This window comes from Pseudomonas oryzihabitans, assembly GCF_024652905.1.
Taxonomy (GTDB): domain Bacteria; phylum Pseudomonadota; class Gammaproteobacteria; order Pseudomonadales; family Pseudomonadaceae; genus Chryseomonas; species Chryseomonas benzopyrenica.
The window spans coordinates 3,119,427-3,137,994 of sequence record NZ_CP102428.1; the positions used below are offsets into that span (position 1 = coordinate 3,119,427).

Annotated in this window: 19 protein-coding genes and 1 tRNA gene; 12 read left to right on the forward strand and 8 right to left on the reverse strand. The window is 66.3% G+C overall.

All coding sequences use genetic code 11. The annotated features are described in order from the left end of the window. Window position 1 precedes the first annotated feature (1 nt). Entirely contained in the window at window positions 2–925 is a 924-nt protein-coding gene (locus NRG74_RS14415; RefSeq protein ID WP_064309298.1) for a MerR family transcriptional regulator, read from the forward strand. After that, window positions 922–2,343 (forward strand): cryptochrome/photolyase family protein, encoded by a 1,422-nt coding sequence (locus tag NRG74_RS14420; RefSeq protein WP_257704639.1) that lies wholly within the window; start codon window positions 922–924, stop codon window positions 2,341–2,343. Before NRG74_RS14415 ends, NRG74_RS14420 begins: the two co-directional genes overlap by 4 nt. 28 nt (window positions 2,344–2,371) lie before the next feature. Here the strand turns inward: NRG74_RS14420 and NRG74_RS14425 are convergent, their stop codons facing one another. From NRG74_RS14425 to hemA, 6 genes are all read right to left on the reverse strand, one after another. Then, a complete protein-coding gene (locus NRG74_RS14425) occupies window positions 2,372–2,899 on the reverse strand; it encodes an acyloxyacyl hydrolase (RefSeq protein ID WP_017641080.1) in 528 nt (175 codons plus the stop codon). 152 nt (window positions 2,900–3,051) lie between these two features. Continuing rightward, a complete protein-coding gene (gene murI, locus NRG74_RS14430; protein WP_017641081.1) occupies window positions 3,052–3,843 on the reverse strand; it encodes a glutamate racemase in 792 nt (263 codons plus the stop codon). Further along, window positions 3,836–4,591, reverse strand: coding sequence for a molybdopterin-synthase adenylyltransferase MoeB (locus NRG74_RS14435; RefSeq protein ID WP_257704640.1), 756 nt, complete (start codon window positions 4,589–4,591; stop codon window positions 3,836–3,838). The genes murI and NRG74_RS14435 overlap by 8 nt, the downstream gene beginning before the upstream one ends. After that, on the reverse strand, window positions 4,585–5,415 hold the full coding sequence (gene prmC / locus NRG74_RS14440) for a peptide chain release factor N(5)-glutamine methyltransferase (RefSeq protein ID WP_017641083.1): 831 nt from the start codon (window positions 5,413–5,415) through the stop codon (window positions 4,585–4,587). Before prmC ends, NRG74_RS14435 begins: the two co-directional genes overlap by 7 nt. A gap of 3 nt (window positions 5,416–5,418) precedes the next feature. Next, window positions 5,419–6,501 (reverse strand): peptide chain release factor 1, encoded by a 1,083-nt coding sequence (prfA, locus tag NRG74_RS14445; RefSeq protein WP_017641084.1) that lies wholly within the window; start codon window positions 6,499–6,501, stop codon window positions 5,419–5,421. After that, window positions 6,498–7,766 (reverse strand): glutamyl-tRNA reductase, encoded by a 1,269-nt coding sequence (gene hemA / locus NRG74_RS14450; protein ID WP_017641085.1) that lies wholly within the window; start codon window positions 7,764–7,766, stop codon window positions 6,498–6,500. Before hemA ends, prfA begins: the two co-directional genes overlap by 4 nt. Window positions 7,767–8,010: 244 nt before the next feature. Here hemA and NRG74_RS14455 point away from each other — a divergent pair, with 244 nt between their 5' ends. The 9 genes from NRG74_RS14455 (at window position 8,011) to NRG74_RS14495 (ending at window position 15,884) form a co-directional block, all read left to right on the forward strand. Continuing rightward, window positions 8,011–9,735, forward strand: coding sequence for a tetratricopeptide repeat protein (locus NRG74_RS14455; RefSeq protein ID WP_257704641.1), 1,725 nt, complete (start codon window positions 8,011–8,013; stop codon window positions 9,733–9,735). Next, window positions 9,732–10,352 carry a lipoprotein insertase outer membrane protein LolB gene (gene lolB, locus NRG74_RS14460; RefSeq protein WP_133861552.1) on the forward strand — a complete coding sequence of 207 codons (621 nt, stop codon included), beginning with the start codon at window positions 9,732–9,734 and terminating at the stop codon, window positions 10,350–10,352. Before NRG74_RS14455 ends, lolB begins: the two co-directional genes overlap by 4 nt. Continuing rightward, window positions 10,349–11,209: a 4-(cytidine 5'-diphospho)-2-C-methyl-D-erythritol kinase gene (ispE, locus tag NRG74_RS14465; protein ID WP_081594587.1), complete on the forward strand. Its 861-nt coding sequence runs from the start codon at window positions 10,349–10,351 to the stop codon at window positions 11,207–11,209. Before lolB ends, ispE begins: the two co-directional genes overlap by 4 nt. Before the next feature lie 25 nt (window positions 11,210–11,234). Next, window positions 11,235–11,309 (forward strand) — tRNA-Gln (locus NRG74_RS14470). 41 nt (window positions 11,310–11,350) lie between these two features. Next, window positions 11,351–12,292, forward strand: coding sequence for a ribose-phosphate pyrophosphokinase (locus tag NRG74_RS14475; protein WP_017641089.1), 942 nt, complete (start codon window positions 11,351–11,353; stop codon window positions 12,290–12,292). 122 nt (window positions 12,293–12,414) lie between these two features. After that, window positions 12,415–13,038 (forward strand): 50S ribosomal protein L25/general stress protein Ctc, encoded by a 624-nt coding sequence (locus NRG74_RS14480; RefSeq protein ID WP_017641090.1) that lies wholly within the window; start codon window positions 12,415–12,417, stop codon window positions 13,036–13,038. A gap of 34 nt (window positions 13,039–13,072) precedes the next feature. Further along, the gene (gene pth, locus NRG74_RS14485) at window positions 13,073–13,657 is read left to right on the forward strand and encodes an aminoacyl-tRNA hydrolase (RefSeq protein ID WP_017641091.1); all 585 of its coding nucleotides are present in this window, start codon (window positions 13,073–13,075) and stop codon (window positions 13,655–13,657) included. 42 nt (window positions 13,658–13,699) lie between these two features. Further along, window positions 13,700–14,800, forward strand: coding sequence for a redox-regulated ATPase YchF (gene ychF, locus NRG74_RS14490; RefSeq protein ID WP_257704642.1), 1,101 nt, complete (start codon window positions 13,700–13,702; stop codon window positions 14,798–14,800). A 172-nt stretch (window positions 14,801–14,972) separates the two neighbouring features. Next, on the forward strand, window positions 14,973–15,884 hold the full coding sequence (locus NRG74_RS14495) for a LysR family transcriptional regulator (protein ID WP_064309314.1): 912 nt from the start codon (window positions 14,973–14,975) through the stop codon (window positions 15,882–15,884). On the opposite strand, the gene NRG74_RS14500 is transcribed toward NRG74_RS14495, so the two are convergent. Then, window positions 15,857–16,216: a hypothetical protein gene (locus NRG74_RS14500; protein WP_017641100.1), complete on the reverse strand. Its 360-nt coding sequence runs from the start codon at window positions 16,214–16,216 to the stop codon at window positions 15,857–15,859. The two genes, NRG74_RS14495 and NRG74_RS14500, sit on opposite strands and share 28 nt — an antisense overlap. A gap of 105 nt (window positions 16,217–16,321) precedes the next feature. Then, a complete protein-coding gene (locus tag NRG74_RS14505; RefSeq protein WP_257704643.1) occupies window positions 16,322–17,509 on the reverse strand; it encodes an MFS transporter in 1,188 nt (395 codons plus the stop codon). Window positions 17,510–17,611: 102 nt separating this feature from the next. Here NRG74_RS14505 and NRG74_RS14510 point away from each other — a divergent pair, with 102 nt between their 5' ends. Further along, window positions 17,612–18,487 (forward strand): LysR family transcriptional regulator, encoded by an 876-nt coding sequence (locus tag NRG74_RS14510; RefSeq protein WP_257704644.1) that lies wholly within the window; start codon window positions 17,612–17,614, stop codon window positions 18,485–18,487. Window positions 18,488–18,568: the final 81 nt, after the last annotated feature.

The window sequence follows — 18,568 nt, forward strand, 5'->3', positions numbered from 1 at the left end:
CTTGCCCTCACCGTCGAATGGCGAGGAGCAGGATTATCAGTCCGCCTTGCACGAAGGCTGGCTGCCCATCCGGGAAATCGCCCGGCGTACCGGCGTCAACGCCGTGACCCTGAGGGCCTGGGAGCGGCGTTACGGCCTGCTGGTCCCCAAGCGCACCCCCAAGGGACACCGGCTGTACAGCGAGGCCCATGTGGTTCGGGTGCAGCAGATCCTCGCCTGGATCGCCCGCGGTGTGGCGGTCAGCCAGGTCAAGGGCCTGCTCGACGACCAACGACCGGCAGCGGTGCCTAGCGATACGCCCTGGCAGGGCATTCACCAGGAGATGATGGACGCCATTGGCCGGCTCGCCTCGCGCATCCTGGACGAGGCCTACAACCGCGCCGCCTCCCTCTATCCGCCGCGGGTGCTGCTGGATCAGTTGCTGTGGCCGTTGCTGCGGGAACTGGAGCGACTCAGCCAGGCCACCGACGACGGTCGCCTGCAACAGGTGTTTTTCCAGTCCTGGCTGCGCAGCAAGCTGGGCGCGCGGATCTACCACAGTCAGCACAGCCTGCGCGGTGCGCCGCTGGTACTGCTCAATCTCGACGAGACGCCGATGAATGTCTCGCTGTGGCTCTGCGCCTGGCTGATCAGCGCCACGGACTGTCCCGTCGAAGTGGTGGAATGGTCGATTCCCGCGGCTAATCTCGATCGCCTGGTCGAGCAGCTCGACCCGCGGGCGCTGATCCTCTGCCGTGACAGCCGTCCCGACAGCGAATTGCGTCGCCAGCTGCAGACCTTTGCCAATCGCCATGCCCGCCCCTGCCTGACCCTGGGTGCCCTGGGCGAATCCCTCACCGCCGACGCCGCCCCGGCGCGCAGTCCGGGCGAGGCTTTCGATCGCCTGCAGAGTGCTGGGCTGCTGCGTCAGGATCGGCATGCATGAGTCAGCTCGTCTGGTTTCGTACCGACCTGCGCACCCTCGATCACCCCGCTCTCCACGCCGCCGCCGAGCAGGGGCCGGTGGTGGCCGTGTTCCTGCTGAGTCCAGCCCAGTGGCAGGCGCACGACGAGGCCGCGGTCAAAGTCGACTTCTGGCTGCGCAATCTCGCCGCCCTGGGCAAGACGCTCAGGTCCCTCGGCATTCCCTTGCTGATCCGCAACGCCGAGCGCTGGGCGCAGGCACCCCAGGTGTTGCTCGAGCTGGCCAGGGAACTGGGCATCGAACACCTGCACTTCAACGACGAATACGGCGTCAACGAAGCTGCCCGCGATGACGCCGTGGCAGAGGCCTTCGATGCGGCAGGGCTGGCTGCCCATCGCTATCTGGACCAGACGCTGTTCGCGCCGGGCACGGTACTGACCAAGAGCGGGGGTTATTTCAAGGTCTTCGGCCAATTCAAGAAGACCTGCCTGGCGCGCCTGGAAACCGGTCTGCCAGCGCCCCTGCCTGCCCCCGGCAAGCAGCGGGAGGGCCCGCTCCAGGCCGACGAGTCGCCCAGCTCGGTCGAGGGCTTCGTCACCCCCTCGCCCGAAGTGCAACGGCTGTGGCCGGCCGGCGAAGAGGCGGCGCTGCAGCGCCTGGAAGCCTTCATCCAGGAGGATCTGGGCGATTATCACCAGGCGCGGGACATCCCCTCAGAACCCGGTACCAGCCAGTTGTCGGCCTATCTCAATGCGGGAGTGCTGACGCCACGGCAGTGCCTGCAGGCAGCGGTTCGGGCCAACGACGGCTTGCTCAGCGGCGGTATGCAGGGCGCGGCCACCTGGATCACCGAGTTGCTCTGGCGCGAATTCTATCGCCACGTGCTGGTGGGCTATCCCTGGGTTTCGCGGCATCAGCCGTTCAACCGGGCGCTGACCGCCCTGCCCTGGCGCGACGACCCCGAGGGCCTGGCGGCCTGGCAACAGGGGCGCACCGGCATCCCCCTCATCGATGCCGCCATGCGCCAGCTCTTGCAGACCGGCTGGATGCACAACCGCATGCGCATGCTGACCGCCATGTTCCTCTGCAAGAACCTGCTGATCGACTGGCGCGAAGGCGAGCGCTGGTTCATGCAGCATCTCATCGATGGCGACCTGGCTTCCAACAACGGTGGCTGGCAGTGGAGCGCCTCCACCGGTACCGACTCGGTGCCCTATTTCCGGGTGTTCAATCCCCACACCCAGGCGCTCAAGATCGATGCCCGCGGCGACTATGTGCGCACCTGGGTACCGGAACTGGCCGAGCTCAAGGGCAAGGCCGTGCACACCCCGGGGGGCCGTTACCTCCCCCCCCTGGTGGACCTTGGCGAAAGTCGCCAGCGGGCGCTGGCCACCTACCGCGGCATGGCGCGCAAGACGGACACGAAAAAGCCGGACTAGGTCCGGCTTTTTTCATATCAGCCCTGGATCAGAGGGTGTGGCTGTAGAACAGCGCATAGGACTCGATGCCATCGTTGGGCTGCTTGATGCCCGCGTTGGAATAATGGGTCGCGCGAATGCCGACGCGCTGGGTGTCGCCAATCTTCAGGCCCAGGCCGATGCGGTCTTCGAAGTTGAACGCCGAACCCAGGTCCTGCTCGCCGACCTTGGTGCTGGAGAAGACCGCGACGCCGATACCGGCTTCGACGAAGGGCTTCACATGACCCTGGCCGAATTCGTAGACGAATACCGGGGCGAAGGACAACGAATGTTGATCGGAAGAGCGCCCGTTGTCGCCTTCCCAATAGGTGTAGCCCGCATCCCAGTAACCGGTCAGGCGGCCGGTAGAGCTCTGCCACCAGCTCTTGTCCCAATTCCAACCGGCACCGATGCGATAGGTCATGCCGCTCTGGCTGGTGGCTCCGACTGCCCCGGTGATTTCCACAGCCTGTGCCGACGCCATGCCACCCAGCGAAAGCGCGGCGGCCACTGCAAGGGAAAGCAATTTGTTGTTCATGAAAGTGCCCTTATGGATGTTTCTAGTTTTTACGAACTGCCAGCATTGACCATCAAGACGTGAAGGTGTTCACAGCCTTGGACATTTTTACCTACAGGGTCGGATGCTAGTCGCTGGACGACCGTTTGGCGAGCGAAACCCGGGCAGAAAAGTCAGACGAACGCCTTTACCTCGGCCCCTGCCGGCCAGAGCTGCGGCAGCACCGCGCCTAGCTCGGTGGGTGGGCCAGACGTCCAGATGCGCGTCGGGCCGGCCGGCCCGCTGGCCAGGCGTCCAGCCACCGCCAGCAGACTTTGCAAGCGCCGCGCCACGGCAGCGCCGGTATCCACCAGGATGACTTCCGGCGGCACCAGCTCGGCCAGCAGGGGCCGCAGGAAGGGATAATGGGTGCAACCCAGGATCAGGGTGTCGCACTCCGCCGCCAACAGCGGTTCGAGAAAGCCCTGCAGCAGACGCCGGGTCTCGGGGCCTTGCAGGTCGCCGCGCTCGACCTGCTCCACCAGCCCCGGGCAGGGCTGGGTCAGCACCTGGACGCCCAGGGCGAAGCGGTCCAGCAGGGCGGCGAACTTGGCGCTCTGCAGGGTACCGGTGGTGGCCAGCACCCCGACCCGGCCATTGCGGGTAGCCGCGGCCGCCGGCTTAACCGCAGGCTCCATGCCGACGATAGGCCACTGGGGATAGCGTTCGCGCAGATCGGCCACCGCCGCCACGGTGGCGGTGTTGCAGGCCACCACCAGCGCCTTTGCGCCCTGGGCGTGCAGCCGCGCCGCGATCAGCTGGCAGCGCTCGCGGATGAAGGCAGGGGTTTTTTCGCCATAGGGGATATGGCCGCAGTCGGCGACGTAATGCAGGGTTTCCGCCGGCAACAGCTGCCGTATCTCGGCCAGCACCGACAAGCCGCCGACGCCTGAGTCGAAGACCCCGATCGGCGCCTCGTCAGCCATGGCGGGCGCCGCACACCGGGCAACCCGGATCGCGCTTGACCCGCAATTCACGGAAGCGGCTGCCTGCCGCATCCATCAGCAGCAGCCGACCCACCAGCGGCTCGCCGAAACCGGCCAGGAGCTTGAGCGCTTCCAGCGCCTGCAGACTGCCCACCAGGCCCACCACCGGACCCAGCACCCCGGCTTCGCTGCAACTGAGTTCGGCCTCGCTGCCCTCGCCATAGAGGCAGTGGTAGCAGGGACTGTCGGCGCGGCGCGGATCGAAGACGCTGAGCTGGCCCTCCAGGCGAATGGCGGCGCCACTCACCAGCGGCCGCCCCTGGGCCACGCAGGCGGCATTCACCGCCGCCCGGGTGGTGAAATTGTCCGAGCAATCCAGCACCAGATCCACCGCGGCGACGCGCGCCGCCAGACTGTCGGCGTCCAGCGCCTCGCGCCACGGCACCAGGCGTACCTCGGGATTGAGCGTCGCCAGCCGTTGCAGGGCGGAATCCACCTTGCCCTGGCCGATGCGACTCTCGTCGTGCAGCACCTGGCGCTGCAGATTGCTCAGGTCGACCCGGTCGAAATCGGCCAGGTGCAATTCACCGACGCCGGCCGCGGCCAGATAGAGCGCCACCGGCGAACCCAGCCCACCGAGGCCGACGATGAGCACCTTGGCGTCCTTCAGCCGCAGCTGGCCGGCGATATCCACCTGGGCCAGCAGGATCTGCCGGCTGTAGCGCAGCAGTTCGCCGTCGCTCAGCATGGCCAGCGGCCTCCACTGATACGCGCGTGACCGCCCAGGTCCTGGCGACTCTCGACCTCGGCGAAACCCTGGCGGACCAGCAGTTCGCGCACCGCGGCAGCCTGGTCGAAGCCGTGTTCCAGCCACAGCCAGCCCCCCGGCTGCAGGTGCGCGGGCGCCGCCCCGATCAGCTCGCGGATGTCGTCCAGGCCATCGGCACCGGCCACCAGGGCGCTACGGGGCTCGAAACGCACATCGCCTTCGTCGAGATGGCGATCGCTGCCGGCGATATAGGGAGGATTGCTGACGATCAGCTCGAAGCGCTGCCCGGCGAGGGCGGCGAACCAGTGACTGGGCTGAAAGGTGACGTTGCCCAAACGCAGGCGCTGGGCATTGCGCTGGGCCAGCGCCACCGCCGCCGGGATGCGATCCACGCCGCTGACCTGCCAGCGTGGCCGTTCATGGGCCAGGGCCAGGGCGATGGCGCCGGTACCCGTGCCCAGATCCAGTACCCGCACCTCGTCGGCCAGCGGCAGCGCCAGGGCGGTTTCCACCAGCACCTCGGTGTCGGGCCGCGGGATCAGGGTGTCGGCGCTCACTTCCAGGTCCAGCGACCAGAAGCCTTGCTGCCCAAGAATGTAGGCCACCGGCTCGCCCTGCCGGCGCCGCTCGAGATCGGCCTGGAAACGTGCCAGGGCCTCGCGTGGCACCAGTTTTTCCGGCCAGGTGCGCAGATAGCTGCGCGGCTTGTCCAGAGCGGCGGCCAGCAGCAGTTCCACGTCGAGACGAGCGCTGGGCGAATCCGGCAACTGGCTTTCGCGCAACAGGGCGCCGATGGTGGCCATGGCTCAGTCTCCCAGCGCCGCCAGCTGGTCAGCCTGGTATTCCTGCAGCAGCGGGTCGATGATCTGCTGGACGTCACCGTTGACCACCTCGCCCAGGGAATAGAGGGTCAGGTTGATGCGGTGATCGGTCACCCGGCCCTGGGGAAAGTTGTAGGTGCGGATGCGCTCGGAGCGATCACCCGAACCCACCAACAGCCGGCGGGTGTCGGACATTTCCTTGTGCGCCGCCGCGTCCTGCTGGTCGTTGAGCTTGGCCGACAGCCAGGCCATGGCCTTGGCGCGGTTCTTGTGCTGGGAGCGCTCTTCCTGGCACTCCACCACGATGCCGGTGGGCAGGTGGGTGATGCGCACCGCGGAGTCGGTCTTGTTGACGTGCTGACCGCCCGCGCCCGAGGAGCGATAGGTGTCGACGCGCAGATCGGCCGGATTGATCTCGATGGCCTGCTGCTCGTCAGGCTCGGGCAGCACCGCCACGGTGCAGGCCGAGGTATGGATGCGGCCCTGGGACTCGGTCTCCGGGACCCGCTGCACCCGGTGCGCACCGGATTCGAACTTGAGCTTGGCATAGACGTTGTCGCCCTCGACCCGGGCGATGACTTCCTTGAAGCCGCCGTGCTCGCCCTCGTTCTCCGAGAGCACCTCGAGGCGCCAGCCCTGGCGTTCGGCATAGCGCGAATACATGCGGAACAGGTCGCCGGCGAAGATCGCCGCCTCGTCGCCACCGGTACCGGCGCGAATTTCCAGGAAGACGTTGCGACCGTCGTTGGGATCGCGCGGCAGCATCATGCGCTGCAGCTCGTCTTCCAGCTCCTGCAACCGCGCCTTGGCGCTGGCGACCTCTTCCTCGGCCATCTCGCGCAGGTCGGGATCGCTATCCTTGAGCAGCGCCTGGGCACCCTCCAGATCGGCCTGCACCTTGCGGTACTCGGTGAATGCCTGGCTGACCGGCTCGAGCTCGGCGTATTCCTTGGAATAGGCGCGGAACTGGGTCTGGTCGCTGATGACTTCGGCGTCGCCCAACAGCGCGGTCAGCTCCTCGAAGCGGTCCTGCAGACCGTCGAGCTTGTGCAACAGAGAGGTCTTCATGTCTTGTCCAAACCCTCGTCGAGGGCGAAGAGTTCCTGAGCCAGGGTCAGCGCATCGATGCGCCCCTCGGCGGATAGTTTCTTGAGCTGTACGCTCGGTGCGTGCATCAGCTTGTTGGTGAGGCTGCGCGCCAGGGCCGCCAGGGCTTCCTGGGGATCGGCGCCGTTGGCCAGCTGGCGCTGGGCGCGAGCCAGTTCGTCGTCGCGGATCTGCTCGCCCTGCTGGCGATAGGCGCGGACCACGTCCACCGCAGCGCGCTCGCGCAGCCGCTGCATGAAGTCCTCGACCCCGGCCAGCACCAGCTTCTCGGCGGCCTGGGCGGCGCCCTGGCGACTCTTGAGGTTTTCCGCCACCACCTCGTGCAGGTCGTCCACCGTATAGAGGTAGACGTCCTCCAGCTCGCTCACCTCCGGTTCGATGTCGCGCGGCACGGCGATATCGACCATGAAGATGGGCTTGTGCCGGCGCTGCTTGAGCGCCCGCTCCACCGCGCCCTTGCCGAGGATGGGCAACTGGCTAGCGGTGGAACTGATGACGATGTCGCTGTTGACCAGTTCGTCGGGAATGTCGGCCAGCAGCACGGTATGGGCGCCGAATTCTTCCGCCAGGTGACTGGCGCGCTCCAGGGTGCGGTTGGCGACGACGATGCGCCGCACGCCCTGCTCATGGAGATGGCGGGCGACCAGGGTGATGGTCTCGCCGGCGCCGATCAGCAGCGCCTGGCTGCGGCTGAGATCGCTGAAGATCTGCTTGGCCAGGCTGACCGCGGCGAAGGCCACGGATACCGGATTTTCGCCGATCGCCGTGTCGGTGCGCACCGCCTTGGCGGTATTGAAGGTGGCCTGGAACAGCCGGCCCAGCAGCGGACCAACGGTGCCGGCCTCACGCGCCACGGCATAGGCCGACTTGAGCTGACCGAGGATCTGCGGCTCGCCCAGCACCATGGAATCCAGCCCCGCGGCCACCCGCATCATGTGGCGGACCGCGGCCTCGTCCTGGTGCAGATAGATGCTGGCGCGCAGGTCTTCCAGGGGTACCCGGTGGTACTGGGCGAGCCAGGCCAGCACGGCTTCCGCCAAGCTGGGCTCCAGTTCCAGGTAGAGTTCGCTGCGATTGCAGGTGGACAGAATCGCCGCTTCGCGACTGTGGGTGGCCTGCTCCAGCTGGCGCAGGGCCTCGACCGTCTGCTCCGGAGTGAAAGCCACGCGTTCGCGCACCTCAACCGAGGCGGTCTTGTGATTGATGCCGAGCGCGAGAAAGGCCATGGACGCAAGCAGTCGAACGGATTGGGAAAGCCGAACATTGTCCTACGCGCGGGCGGTGGCGACAACCAGCAGCGACGAGACGTCGGACAATCGCCGTCATAGCCTGAGCGAATGAATCTTGCCGGGCAAAAGGCGTCAACAGCCTCGACCACCGCACTTTCGGCCGGCCGCTGCGCATGCGCAACGCGGCCACGGCGACTCTTGTGGCATGATGGACCGACTGTAAAAAGGCCGCCCCGACCCTATGACCAGATACCTTGCGCTGCTGACGACCGCCCTTCTGCTCGCCGGCTGCCAGAACCTCGGCCGCCAGCCGACGCCCGCTGCCGCCATCCCGCCGCCCACCGCCAAGACCAGCACGCCGCAACCGGCCGGTTCCTTTCGCGAAGACACCCTCTATGACCTGCTGGTCGGCGAGTTGGCCGGCCAGCGCAACCGATTCGACATCGCCCTGACCAACTATGTCGAACAGGCCAAGTCGACCCAGGATCCGGGCATCGCCGAACGCGCCTTCCGCATCGCCGAATACCTGGGCGCCGATACCCCGGCGCTGGAAACCGCACAGATCTGGGCGCGCAACGCCCCCGACAACCTGGATGCCCAGCGCGCCGCCGCCATCATGCTGGCCCGCGCCGGTCGCTATGACGAGTCCATGGCCTATATGGAGCGGGTGCTCCAGGGCCAGGGCGACACCCATTTCGACTTCCTCGCCCTGTCCGCGGCGGAAACCGACGAGACCACCCGCGCCGGGCTGCTCAAGAGCTTCGATCGGCTGCTGGCCAAGTATCCGCACAACGGTCAGTTGCTGTTCGGCAAGGCCCTGCTGCTGCAACAGGACGGCCGCGCCGACGAGGCGCTGAAATTGCTGGAGCGCAATCCGGCGGCCAAGCGCGAAGTCGCGCCCCTGCTCCTGCGCGCGCGCCTGCTGCAGAGCCAGGACCGCAGCGCCGAGGCCTTGCCACTGCTCGAAGCCGGCATCCGTCAGCATCCCGAAGACCGCCGCCTGCGCCTGGCCCATGCCCGGCTGCTAGTGGAGCTGGATCGCCTGGACCAGGCCAAGCGTGAATTCGCCGAACTGGTCACTCAGTTCCCGGACGACGATGACCTGAGATTCTCCCTGGCGCTGGTCTGCCTGGAAGCCCAGGCCTGGCGCGAAGCCCAGATCTATCTGAAAGAACTGATCGACCGCGGCAGCCACGTGGACGCCGCGCATCTCAACCTGGGCCGCAGCTACGAAGAACTCGATCAGCCCGAACAGGCGCTGGCCGAATACGCCCAGGTCGGCCCGGGCACCGACTACCTGGCCGCCCAACAGCGTCAGGCGGAAATCCTGCTCGGCGTCGGCCGCATCGCCGAGGCCCGTCAACGCCTGGCCGAGGCGCGCAAGCGCCAGAGCGAATACGCCGTGCCGCTCTATCTGCTGGAAGTCGAAGGCCTGGCCAGTGCCGACCAGACCGCCCTCGCCGACCAGACCGTGCAGCAGGCCCTGCAGCAGTATCCCAACGACCTCAACCTGCTCTATGTCCGCTCCATGCTGGCGGAAAAGCGCGGCGACCTCGGGCAGCTGGAAAGCGATCTGCGCTACATCATCGCCCACGACCCCGACAACGCCATGGCGCTCAACGCCCTCGGCTACACCCTGGCCGATCGCACGCCGCGGCTGGCCGAGGCGCGCCAGCTGATCGACAAGGCCCACCAGTTGAGCCCGGACGATCCGGCCATCCTCGACAGCATGGGCTGGATCCGCTATCGCCAGGGCCAGCTGGCCGACGCCGAGCGCTATCTGCGCCAGGCCTACGAGCGCTTCCCCGATGCCGAAGTGGCGGCCCACCTGGGCGAGGTGCTCTGGGCCCAGGGCAAGCGCAGCGAAGCGCGCAAGGTCTGGCGCGTGGGCCTCGACGCCGACGCCGATGACGCCATCCTGCGCAGTACCCTCAAACGCCTGACTGGAAGCGAAACCCTCCGATGATCCGCGTCCGTACCTTCGTCACCCTGTTGCTGCTCGCCCTGCTGGCCGGTTGCGCCAGCACCTCTCGCCAGGAGGCCGTGGAAGGCCAGGGCAACGCCGCCCAATGGCAGGCTCACAAGAAACGTATCGCTGCCCTCGACGGCTGGCAGATCGACGGCAAAGTCGGCATCCGCGCCCCGCGCGATTCCGGCAGCGGCACCCTGTTCTGGCTGCAGCGCCAGGACTACTACGATATCCGCCTGGCCGGCCCCCTGGGCCGCGGCGCCACTCGCCTCACCGGGCGTCCGGGCGCCGTCACCCTCGACGTCTCCGGCCAGGGCAGCTATCAGGCCGATTCCCCGGAAGCCTTGTTGGAGCAGCAACTCGGCTGGCGCCTGCCGGTCTCGCACCTGCTCTGGTGGGTGCGCGGCCTGCCGGCGCCGGACAGTCGCAGCCAGCTGACCCTGGACGCCGACAGCCACCTGGCGCGCCTGGTGCAGGACGGCTGGACCGTCGAATACACCCGCTACACCGAGCAGAACGGCTACACCCTGCCCGAGCGCCTCAAGCTCACCGGCAAGGACCTGGAAGTCATCCTGGTGGTGAAGACCTGGCAGCCGCGCGAGCTGGGCAAATGACCCCGGCGCCCGCCTTCACCCTGCCGGCGCCGGCCAAGCTCAATCTGTTCCTGCACATCCTTGGTCGCCGCCCGGACGGCTATCACGAACTGCAGACGCTGTTTCAGTTTCTCGACTGGGGCGATGACCTGGGCTTCGCCGGGCGCGATGACGGCGAACTACACCTGCACGACGGCCTGCCGGGCGTCGCCCCCGAACAGAATCTCATCCTGCGCGCCGCTCGCCTGCTGCAGGAAGCAAGCGGTACCCGCCAGGGCGCTGACCTCTGGCTGACCAAGCGCCTGCCCATGGGTGGCGGCATCGGTGGCGGCAGCTCGGATGCCGCCACCACCCTGCTCGGTCTGAATCATCTCTGGGGCCTGGGCGCCAGCCTCGACGACCTGGCGGCGCTGGGGCTGCGCCTGGGCGCTGACGTGCCGGTATTCGTCCGCGGCCAGGCCGCCTTTGCCGAGGGCGTGGGGGAAAAGCTCACCCCCGTCGCGCCGCCGGAACCCTGGTATCTCGTGGCGGTGCCGCAAGTCTCTGTAAGTACAGCAGAAATTTTTTCAGATCCGCTGTTGACACGGGACACTCCCGCCATTAAAGTTTGCGCCGTTCTCAAGTGGTCAGGTCGAAACGACTGCCAGAGTACGGTCGAAAGGCGTTACCCAGAAATTCGTAACGCTTTGATCTTGCTAAACAAATTTGTTTCAGCTAGATTAACCGGCACTGGAGGTTGCATATTTGGAAGCTTTCCAAATAAGACCGAAGCTGATACAGTAGCTAGCCAGCTACCAGCATCACTTCCAGGCTTCGTAGCCAAAGGCAGCAACACTTCCATGTTGCACCGGGCGCTGGCAAGCCTGACCAGAGAATGAGTACAGCTAGTACTCTGCAAGATACAGGGGCGTCGCCAAGCGGTAAGGCAGCAGGTTTTGATCCTGCCATGCGTTGGTTCGAATCCAGCCGCCCCTGCCATTTTCCTTCCAAGACCCACCTCAAGCCGCAGGAACTGCAGCGTGTCCAAGATGATGGTCTTCACGGGGAACGCCAACCCCGATCTGGCACGGCGCATCGTGCGCCAGCTGCACATCCCTCTCGGTGACGTCTCCGTCGGAAAATTCTCCGATGGCGAGATCAGCGTCGAAATCAACGAGAACGTACGGGGCAAGGATGTCTTCATCATCCAGCCTACCTGCGAGCCGACCAACGACAACCTGATGGAACTGGTGGTGATGGCCGATGCCTTCCGCCGCTCCTCGGCGACTCGTATCACCGCAGTCATCCCCTATTTCGGCTATGCGCGCCAGGATCGCCGTCCGCGTTCCGCGCGGGTCGCCATCAGCGCCAAGGTCGTGGCCGACATGCTGACCGTGGTGGGCATCAATCGCGTGCTCACCGTCGACCTGCACGCCGACCAGATCCAAGGCTTCTTCGATATTCCCGTGGACAACATCTACGGCTCCCCCGCCCTGGTGGATGACATCGAAGACCAGCGTTTCGAAAATCTGATGATCGTCTCTCCGGACATCGGCGGCGTGGTGCGTGCGCGTGCCGTGGCCAAGAGCCTGGGTGTGGACCTGGCGATCATCGACAAGCGCCGGCCCAAGGCCAACCAGTCGGAAGTGATGCACATCATCGGTGACATCCAGGACCGCACCTGCGTGCTGGTTGACGACATGGTCGATACGGCCGGCACCCTGTGCCACGCGGCCAAGGCGCTGAAGGAACACGGCGCCGCCAAGGTCCTGGCCTACTGCACCCACCCGGTGCTGTCGGGTCGCGCCATCGAGAACATCGACAACTCCGTGCTGGACGAGCTGGTGGTGACCAACACCATTCCGTTGTCCGCCGCGGCTCAGGCCTGCAGCCGTATCCGCCAACTGGACATCGCGCCCGTGGTGGCCGAGGCGGTACGCCGGATCAGTAACGAAGAATCCATCAGCGCGATGTTCCGTTAAGGAACAGCCGCTCTGGAAGCGCCCCGGAAGGCCGTGACGGTCTACCGGGGCTTTTTAGTCGGTAGGGCCGTAGAACTGGTCGCAAGTCCCGGTCTGCCGATTCCTTATCCTGGAGATTCACAATGTCTGATTTCACTCTGAATGCCGAAGTGCGTTCCGACCTGGGGAAAGGTGCGAGCCGCCGCCTGCGTCGTAATGCCGGTAACGTTCCCGCCGTGATCTACGGTGGCGACAAGGCTCCGACGTCCATCACCCTGGTCGGCAAAGACCTGGCCAAGATGCTGGAAAGCGAAGCCGCCTTCGCCAGCGTCATCACCCTGAAGGTTGATGGCAGCAACGAAAGCGTGCTGGTCAAAGCCCTGCAGCGTCACCCCTCCAAGGGCTACGTCATGCACGCCGACTTCCTGCGCGTCATCGCCGGTCAGAAGCTGACCGCTCACGTGCCCCTGCACTTCATGAACCAGGAAACCTCCGTGGGCGTGAAGCAACAGGGTGGCGAGATCCTGCACACCATCAACGAAGTCGAAGTCTCCTGCCTGCCGAAAGACCTGCCGGAATTCATCGAAGTCGACATGGCCAAGGTCGAGCTGGACCAGATCGTGCACCTGAGCGACCTGAACGTCCCGGCTGGCGTCGAGCTGGTGTCCCTGGCCCACGGCAGCGATCTGCCGGTTGCCAGCATCCACCTGCCGCGCATCCGTGAAGAAGCTGCAGACGGCGCTGCCGAAGAAGGCACTGCCGAGTAAGTTCGCGCACGCCTGAAAGAGAAGGGCTCCTGACATGACTGCCGTTCAACTGATCGTCGGCCTGGGCAATCCAGGCCCCGAATACGACCAGACCCGGCATAATGCAGGGGCCCTTTTCGTTGAGCGGCTGGCAGCTGCCCAAGGTGCGAGCCTGGCTGTCGAGCGCAAGTATCATGGCCTCGTGGGGCGCTTTCGCCACGCGGGCAACGAGGTTCGTCTACTCATCCCCACCACCTATATGAACCGCAGCGGCCAGGCCGTGGCGGCACTCGCCGGCTTTTTTCGCATCCCGCCGGCGGCCATTTTGGTGGCCCATGACGAACTCGACCTGCCACCCGGCACCGCCCGCCTCAAGACCGGCGGCGGCCATGGGGGGCACAACGGACTGCGCGACATCATCGCCCAGCTCGGCAATCAGAACGGTTTCCAGCGTCTACGTCTGGGCATCGGCCATCCGGGGCATGCCAGCCTGGTCTCCAACTTCGTGCTGGGTCGCGCCCCGCGCAGCGAGCAGGAGCTGCTCGACACCAGCATCGACGCCGCCCTGGAAGTGGTACCGGAGCTGCTCTCCGGCGACCTGACCCGGGCCATGCAACGCCTGCACAGCCGCAAAGCCTGACCTACCCTACCCTCTTCCTTTTCTTCCGCGAGGACACACACCATGGGATTCAATTGCGGCATCGTCGGCCTGCCCAACGTCGGCAAGTCCACCCTGTTCAATGCCCTGACCCAATCCGGTATCGCGGCGGAAAACTTCCCCTTCTGCACCATCGAGCCCAACAGCGGCATCGTGCCCATGCCCGATGCGCGGCTGAACGCCCTGGCGGAGATCGTCAAGCCCGAGCGGGTGATCCCCACCACCATGGAGTTCGTCGACATCGCCGGCCTGGTGGCCGGTGCCTCCAAGGGTGAAGGCCTGGGCAACAAGTTTCTCGCCAACATCCGCGAGACCGATGCCATCGCCCACGTGGTGCGCTGCTTCGAAGACGAGAACGTCATCCACGTGGCCAACTCGGTGGACCCCAAGCGGGACATCGAGGTGATCGACCTGGAGCTGATCTTCGCCGACCTCGACAGCTGCGAGAAGCAGCTGCAGCGCGTCACCCGCAACGCCAAGGGCGGCGACAAGGAAGCCCTGGCGCAAAAGGCCTTGTTGGAACAGCTGATTCCCCACTTCGAGGCCGGCAAGCCTGCCCGCAGCCTGATGAAGGGGCTGGACGAGGAGCAGAAGCGCCTGGTGCGCAGCTTCCACCTGCTGACCAGCAAGCCGGTGATGTACATCGCCAACGTCGCCGAAGACGGCTTCGAGAACAACCCGCACCTGGACGTGGTCCGCGCCATCGCCGAGGAAGAAGGCGCCGTGGTGGTGCCGGTGTGCAACAAGATCGAGGCGGAAATCGCCGAACTGGACGACGACGAGGAAAAGCAGATGTTCCTCGAGTCCATGGGCATGGAAGAGCCGGGCCTGAACCGGGTGATCCGCGCCGGCTACGAATTGCTCAACCTGCAGACCTACTTCACTGCCGGGGTAAAGGAAGTGCGCGCCTGGACCGTCCGCGTCGGCGCCACCGCCCCCCAGTCGGCCGCGGCCATCCACACCGATTTCGAGAAGGGCTTCATCCGCGCCGAAGTGGTGGCCTATGACGACTTCATCGCCTTCAAGGGCGAGAACGGCGCCAAGGAAGCCGGCAAGTGGCGCCTGGAAGGCAAGGAGTACATCGTCAAGGACGGTGATGTCATGCATTTCCGCTTCAACGTCTAAGCGACAGCGAACGCCAGAGCCCCCTCCTCACCGCAAGGTGGCGAGGGGGTTTTCTTTTGCGCGGAGATTAATTGTCGCAGCGCAAAGGCACGGCTCATAGATCGTCGATTTGGCACAATGACGGTCGCTCGCGGCAACCCGCGAAAGCTTCTTCCGCTGCCTGGATGCCACCATGAATTTCGATGACCTGCGCCTGTTCGTCACCACCCTGAACGAGGGCAGCTTCACCGCCGCCGCCGACAAGCTGGGGCTGTCCAAGCAGTTCGTCAGCCGGCGGACCATGGCACTGGAGGAAAGTCTGGGGGTGCGGCTGCTCAATCGCACCACGCGACGCCTGCAGGCGACCGAACTGGGGATGCTGCTCTATGAGCGGGCGGTGAAGATCCTCGAGGACGTCAACGACACCGAGGAATTGCTCTCCAGCCGGCGGACGGTGCCCCAGGGGGTGCTGCGCGTGAGTGCGCCCATGACCTTCGGCACCCTGCACCTGAGTCCCCTGCTGCCGGATTTTCTCTCGGCCTATCCGCAGATCCGCCTGGAGCTGGATCTCAATGACCGGGCGGTGGATCTGCTCGCCGAGGGCTACGACATGTCGATCCGCATCGGCACCCTGGCCGACTCCAGCCTGATCGCCAAGCGACTGACCGAGATGCAACTGGTGACCTGCGCCAGTCCGGATTATCTACAGAAGGCGCCGCCGCTGCTGCAGCCGGAGGATCTGGCCGAGCACAGCTGTCTGCTCTATGGCCATGGTCGCCAGGTGGAATGGCGCTTTCAGCGCGGAGGCAAGCCGCTGGTGCTGCCCATGCAGGGTCAGCTCCGGGCCAACAACGGTGAGGTGGTGCGGGATGCGGCCATTGCCGGTCAGGGCATCGCGGTGCTGCCGACCTTCATCATCGGCGCGGCGCTGGCCTCAGGGGCGCTGGTGCAGGTGCTGGAAGACTTCGCCCTGCCCAGCGCGGCGGTCTATGCGGTCTATCCCCAGCATCGTCAGTCGGCGCGCATCGTCCAGCTGTTCTCGGACTATCTGCGCGACCGCCTGACGGTTCAGCCGACTCACGCCACGGCGCCGCGGGTCGGTTGACGCTGGGGCCACTGCTGCAGGGTCCGCTCGGCACCGTCGGCGGCCAGGCGTTGGCCATCCAGACGCTGCTGCTGACGCTGGATCGCCGGCTGCAGACTGCGCTCGGCGCCGTTTTCAGCCAGGGCACGACGCGGGTCGAGACGCTGCTGCTGGCGCTGGATCGACGGCTGCAGGCTGCGATCAGTGCCGTTCTCGGCCAGGGTGCGATCCTGCTGCTGGTGCTTTTCGATCAGCGACCCCAGGGGGCGCAGGGCGCTTTCCTCGGCCTGGGCGGATTGGGCGATGGCGGTAGTGAGCAGGGTGGCGGCGAAAAGAGCTGTGAGGGCTTTCATGACGAGTACCTTGTCGGGTGGGTGTGGACTCATTGTCGCCAGCCCACCCCGCGCCTAGAAATCGTCCCTCGGGATAGCGATCATCGACCGCGCTGATGATGGCGTTCAGGCCCGCGCCTGACGTTGGCGCAGCAGGAACAGGCACCAGACGGCCAGCGCCGTGGCGGCCAGCAGGCAGCCGGCCAGGCTGACGCCGGTCCAGCCGAAGTGCTCGTACAGCCGCGCCGACAGCAGCGAACCCAGGGAGCCGCCGAGGAAGTAGCCGGTCATGTAGCCGGCGTTGAGGCGGCTGCGGGCTTCCGGGCGGAGGCGGTAGACCACGTTCTGGTTGCTGACGTGGCTGAGCTGCACGGCGAGATCCAGCACCAGGATGCCGACCAGCAGCGCCGCCAGCGATTGCTGGGCGAAGGCCAATGGCAGCCAGGCGAGGGTCAGGGAGGCCAGGCCGATGCTGGTGGCGAGACTGCCCTTGCCCTGGTCGGCCATGCGCCCGGCCAGGTTGGCGGCCAGCGCCCCCACTGCCCCGGCGAGACCGAACAGGCCGATGGTGCCATCGCTGAAGCCATAGGGCTCGGCGGCCAGCAGAAAGGCCAGGGGCGTCCAGAACACCGCGAAGACGGCGAAGCCCAGGCAGCCCAGCAGGGTGCGTAGCCGGTGCAGAGGTTCGTCGCGCAAGAGCACGAACACCGAACCCAGCAGCCGTGGGTAGCTCAGGCCCGCCGACTGCTGATAGCGCGGCAGCGCCAGGCGCAGGGCCAGGGCGGTGGCCAGCATCAGACCGGCCGCCACGGCATAGACGGTGCGCCAGTCGCCCAGGGACGAGAGCGCCCCGGCCACGGTGCGGGCCAGCAGGATACCGAGGATAAGTCCGCTCATGACAGTGCCCACCGCCCTGCCCCGCTGCTCCGGCGCGGCCAGGGTCGCGGCGAAGGGCACCAGCACCTGGGCCACCACCGAGAAGAGTCCGGTCATGGCGGTGCCCACTAGCAGCCAGGTCAGGCTGGTGGCGGTGGCACTCAGGGCCAGGCCGGCGGCGGCGATCACGCTCATGGTGACGATCAGCCGGCGGCGCTCCAGGAGATCCCCCAGGGGCACCAGCAGCAGGAGACCGGCGGCGTAGCTGAGCTGGGCGGTGGTGACGATGCTGCCGGCCTGGGTATAACTGAGGTCGAAGCGCTGGGCGATGGTGTGCAGCAGCGGCTGGTTGTAGTAGTTGCTGGCCACAGCGATACCGGTGGCGACGGCCATGAGCAGGGTCAGCCAGCGGCTGAGAGGAGGCGTGGGAGTCGACATCCGCAGGTTCCGGCAAGAGAGAGGCTGATCAGTATCGGACAACGGCAGCCATCGGTTAAATGAATCGTTAAGATGGTGTCGATCTCATTTCAAGATAGCGCCATGAACCTCAAGCAGCTGGAATTCGCCGTCGCCCTGGCCGAGGAGCGCCACTTCACCCGCGCCGCCGAGCGTTGTCATGTGGTGCAGTCGGCGCTCAGTCACCAGATCGCCCGCCTGGAAGCCGAACTGGGCGCTACCCTGTTCGAACGCCTGCCGCGGCAGGTGCGCCTCACCCCCGCCGGCGAAGCGCTGCTGGTCCAGGCGCGGCAGGCGCTGGCCGCGGTGGAAAGAGCGCGGCAGGACGTGGCTGCGGCGGTCGGTGCCATTCGCGGCAGCCTGACAGTGGGCCTGATCTCCTCGGTGCCGCGGCTGGACATCGTCGAGCTACTAGCCGCCTTCCATGCCCGCCATCCCCAGGTGGACATCGAGCTGCGCCAGGACAAGAGCCAGACGCTGCTGGCGGCGGTGCGCGAGCGGCAGCTGGATTTCGCCCTGATCGGGGTGTCGCGCCAAGTGCGGCTTGAGGGGGTCGACAGCCGCCTGCTGCTCAGCGAAGAGCTGGTGGCGGTGCTGCCGGCAGGGCACGTCCTGGCCAGACGCGAGCGACTTTCTCTGCATGAGCTGATGGATCTGCCGCTGGTGGACCTGCCCGCCGGCAGCGGGGCGCGGCGGCAGACCGATGAGGCCTTCGCCGCCCTGGGTCTGCCCCACCGGGTGCGTTTCGAGACGGGCAACATGCAGTTGCTGGAACGCTTCGTCCGGCGCGGGCTGGCGATCGGTCTGGTGCCTGACAGTATCGCCAGTACCTTTGCCGGCCTCGCCCGGGTGCCGGTCAGCGATGCGCCCCAGCGTAACGTCCATGCCATCTGGTCGCCGCTGCCGACACCGGCGACGCGGGAATTCCTCAAGGTGCTGGGAGAGGCCCTGGCGGAGTAGCCTTCGCCGCTGCGGCCGCACCTACGGCGCCCTCGTAGGTTGGGTTGAGCGCATCGACGCCCAACATTGCCCAAGGCTGAG

Bases quoted from the DNA above. Each gene is read 5' to 3' on its own strand.
- NRG74_RS14420 (WP_257704639.1), top strand. From the start codon at position 922: ATGAGTCAGCTCGTCTGGTTTCGTACCGACCTGCGCACCCTCGATCAC.
- NRG74_RS14425 (WP_017641080.1), bottom strand. From the start codon at position 2,899: ATGAACAACAAATTGCTTTCCCTTGCAGTGGCCGCCGCGCTTTCGCTG.
- murI (WP_017641081.1), bottom strand. From the start codon at position 3,843: ATGGCTGACGAGGCGCCGATCGGGGTCTTCGACTCAGGCGTCGGCGGC.
- NRG74_RS14435 (WP_257704640.1), bottom strand. From the start codon at position 4,591: ATGCTGAGCGACGGCGAACTGCTGCGCTACAGCCGGCAGATCCTGCTG.
- prmC (WP_017641083.1), bottom strand. From the start codon at position 5,415: ATGGCCACCATCGGCGCCCTGTTGCGCGAAAGCCAGTTGCCGGATTCG.
- prfA (WP_017641084.1), bottom strand. From the start codon at position 6,501: ATGAAGACCTCTCTGTTGCACAAGCTCGACGGTCTGCAGGACCGCTTC.
- hemA (WP_017641085.1), bottom strand. From the start codon at position 7,766: ATGGCCTTTCTCGCGCTCGGCATCAATCACAAGACCGCCTCGGTTGAG.
- NRG74_RS14455 (WP_257704641.1), top strand. From the start codon at position 8,011: ATGACCAGATACCTTGCGCTGCTGACGACCGCCCTTCTGCTCGCCGGC.
- lolB (WP_133861552.1), top strand. From the start codon at position 9,732: ATGATCCGCGTCCGTACCTTCGTCACCCTGTTGCTGCTCGCCCTGCTG.
- ispE (WP_081594587.1), top strand. From the start codon at position 10,349: ATGACCCCGGCGCCCGCCTTCACCCTGCCGGCGCCGGCCAAGCTCAAT.
- NRG74_RS14480 (WP_017641090.1), top strand. From the start codon at position 12,415: ATGTCTGATTTCACTCTGAATGCCGAAGTGCGTTCCGACCTGGGGAAA.
- pth (WP_017641091.1), top strand. From the start codon at position 13,073: ATGACTGCCGTTCAACTGATCGTCGGCCTGGGCAATCCAGGCCCCGAA.
- ychF (WP_257704642.1), top strand. From the start codon at position 13,700: ATGGGATTCAATTGCGGCATCGTCGGCCTGCCCAACGTCGGCAAGTCC.
- NRG74_RS14495 (WP_064309314.1), top strand. From the start codon at position 14,973: ATGAATTTCGATGACCTGCGCCTGTTCGTCACCACCCTGAACGAGGGC.
- NRG74_RS14500 (WP_017641100.1), bottom strand. From the start codon at position 16,216: ATGAAAGCCCTCACAGCTCTTTTCGCCGCCACCCTGCTCACTACCGCC.
- NRG74_RS14505 (WP_257704643.1), bottom strand. From the start codon at position 17,509: ATGTCGACTCCCACGCCTCCTCTCAGCCGCTGGCTGACCCTGCTCATG.
- NRG74_RS14510 (WP_257704644.1), top strand. From the start codon at position 17,612: ATGAACCTCAAGCAGCTGGAATTCGCCGTCGCCCTGGCCGAGGAGCGC.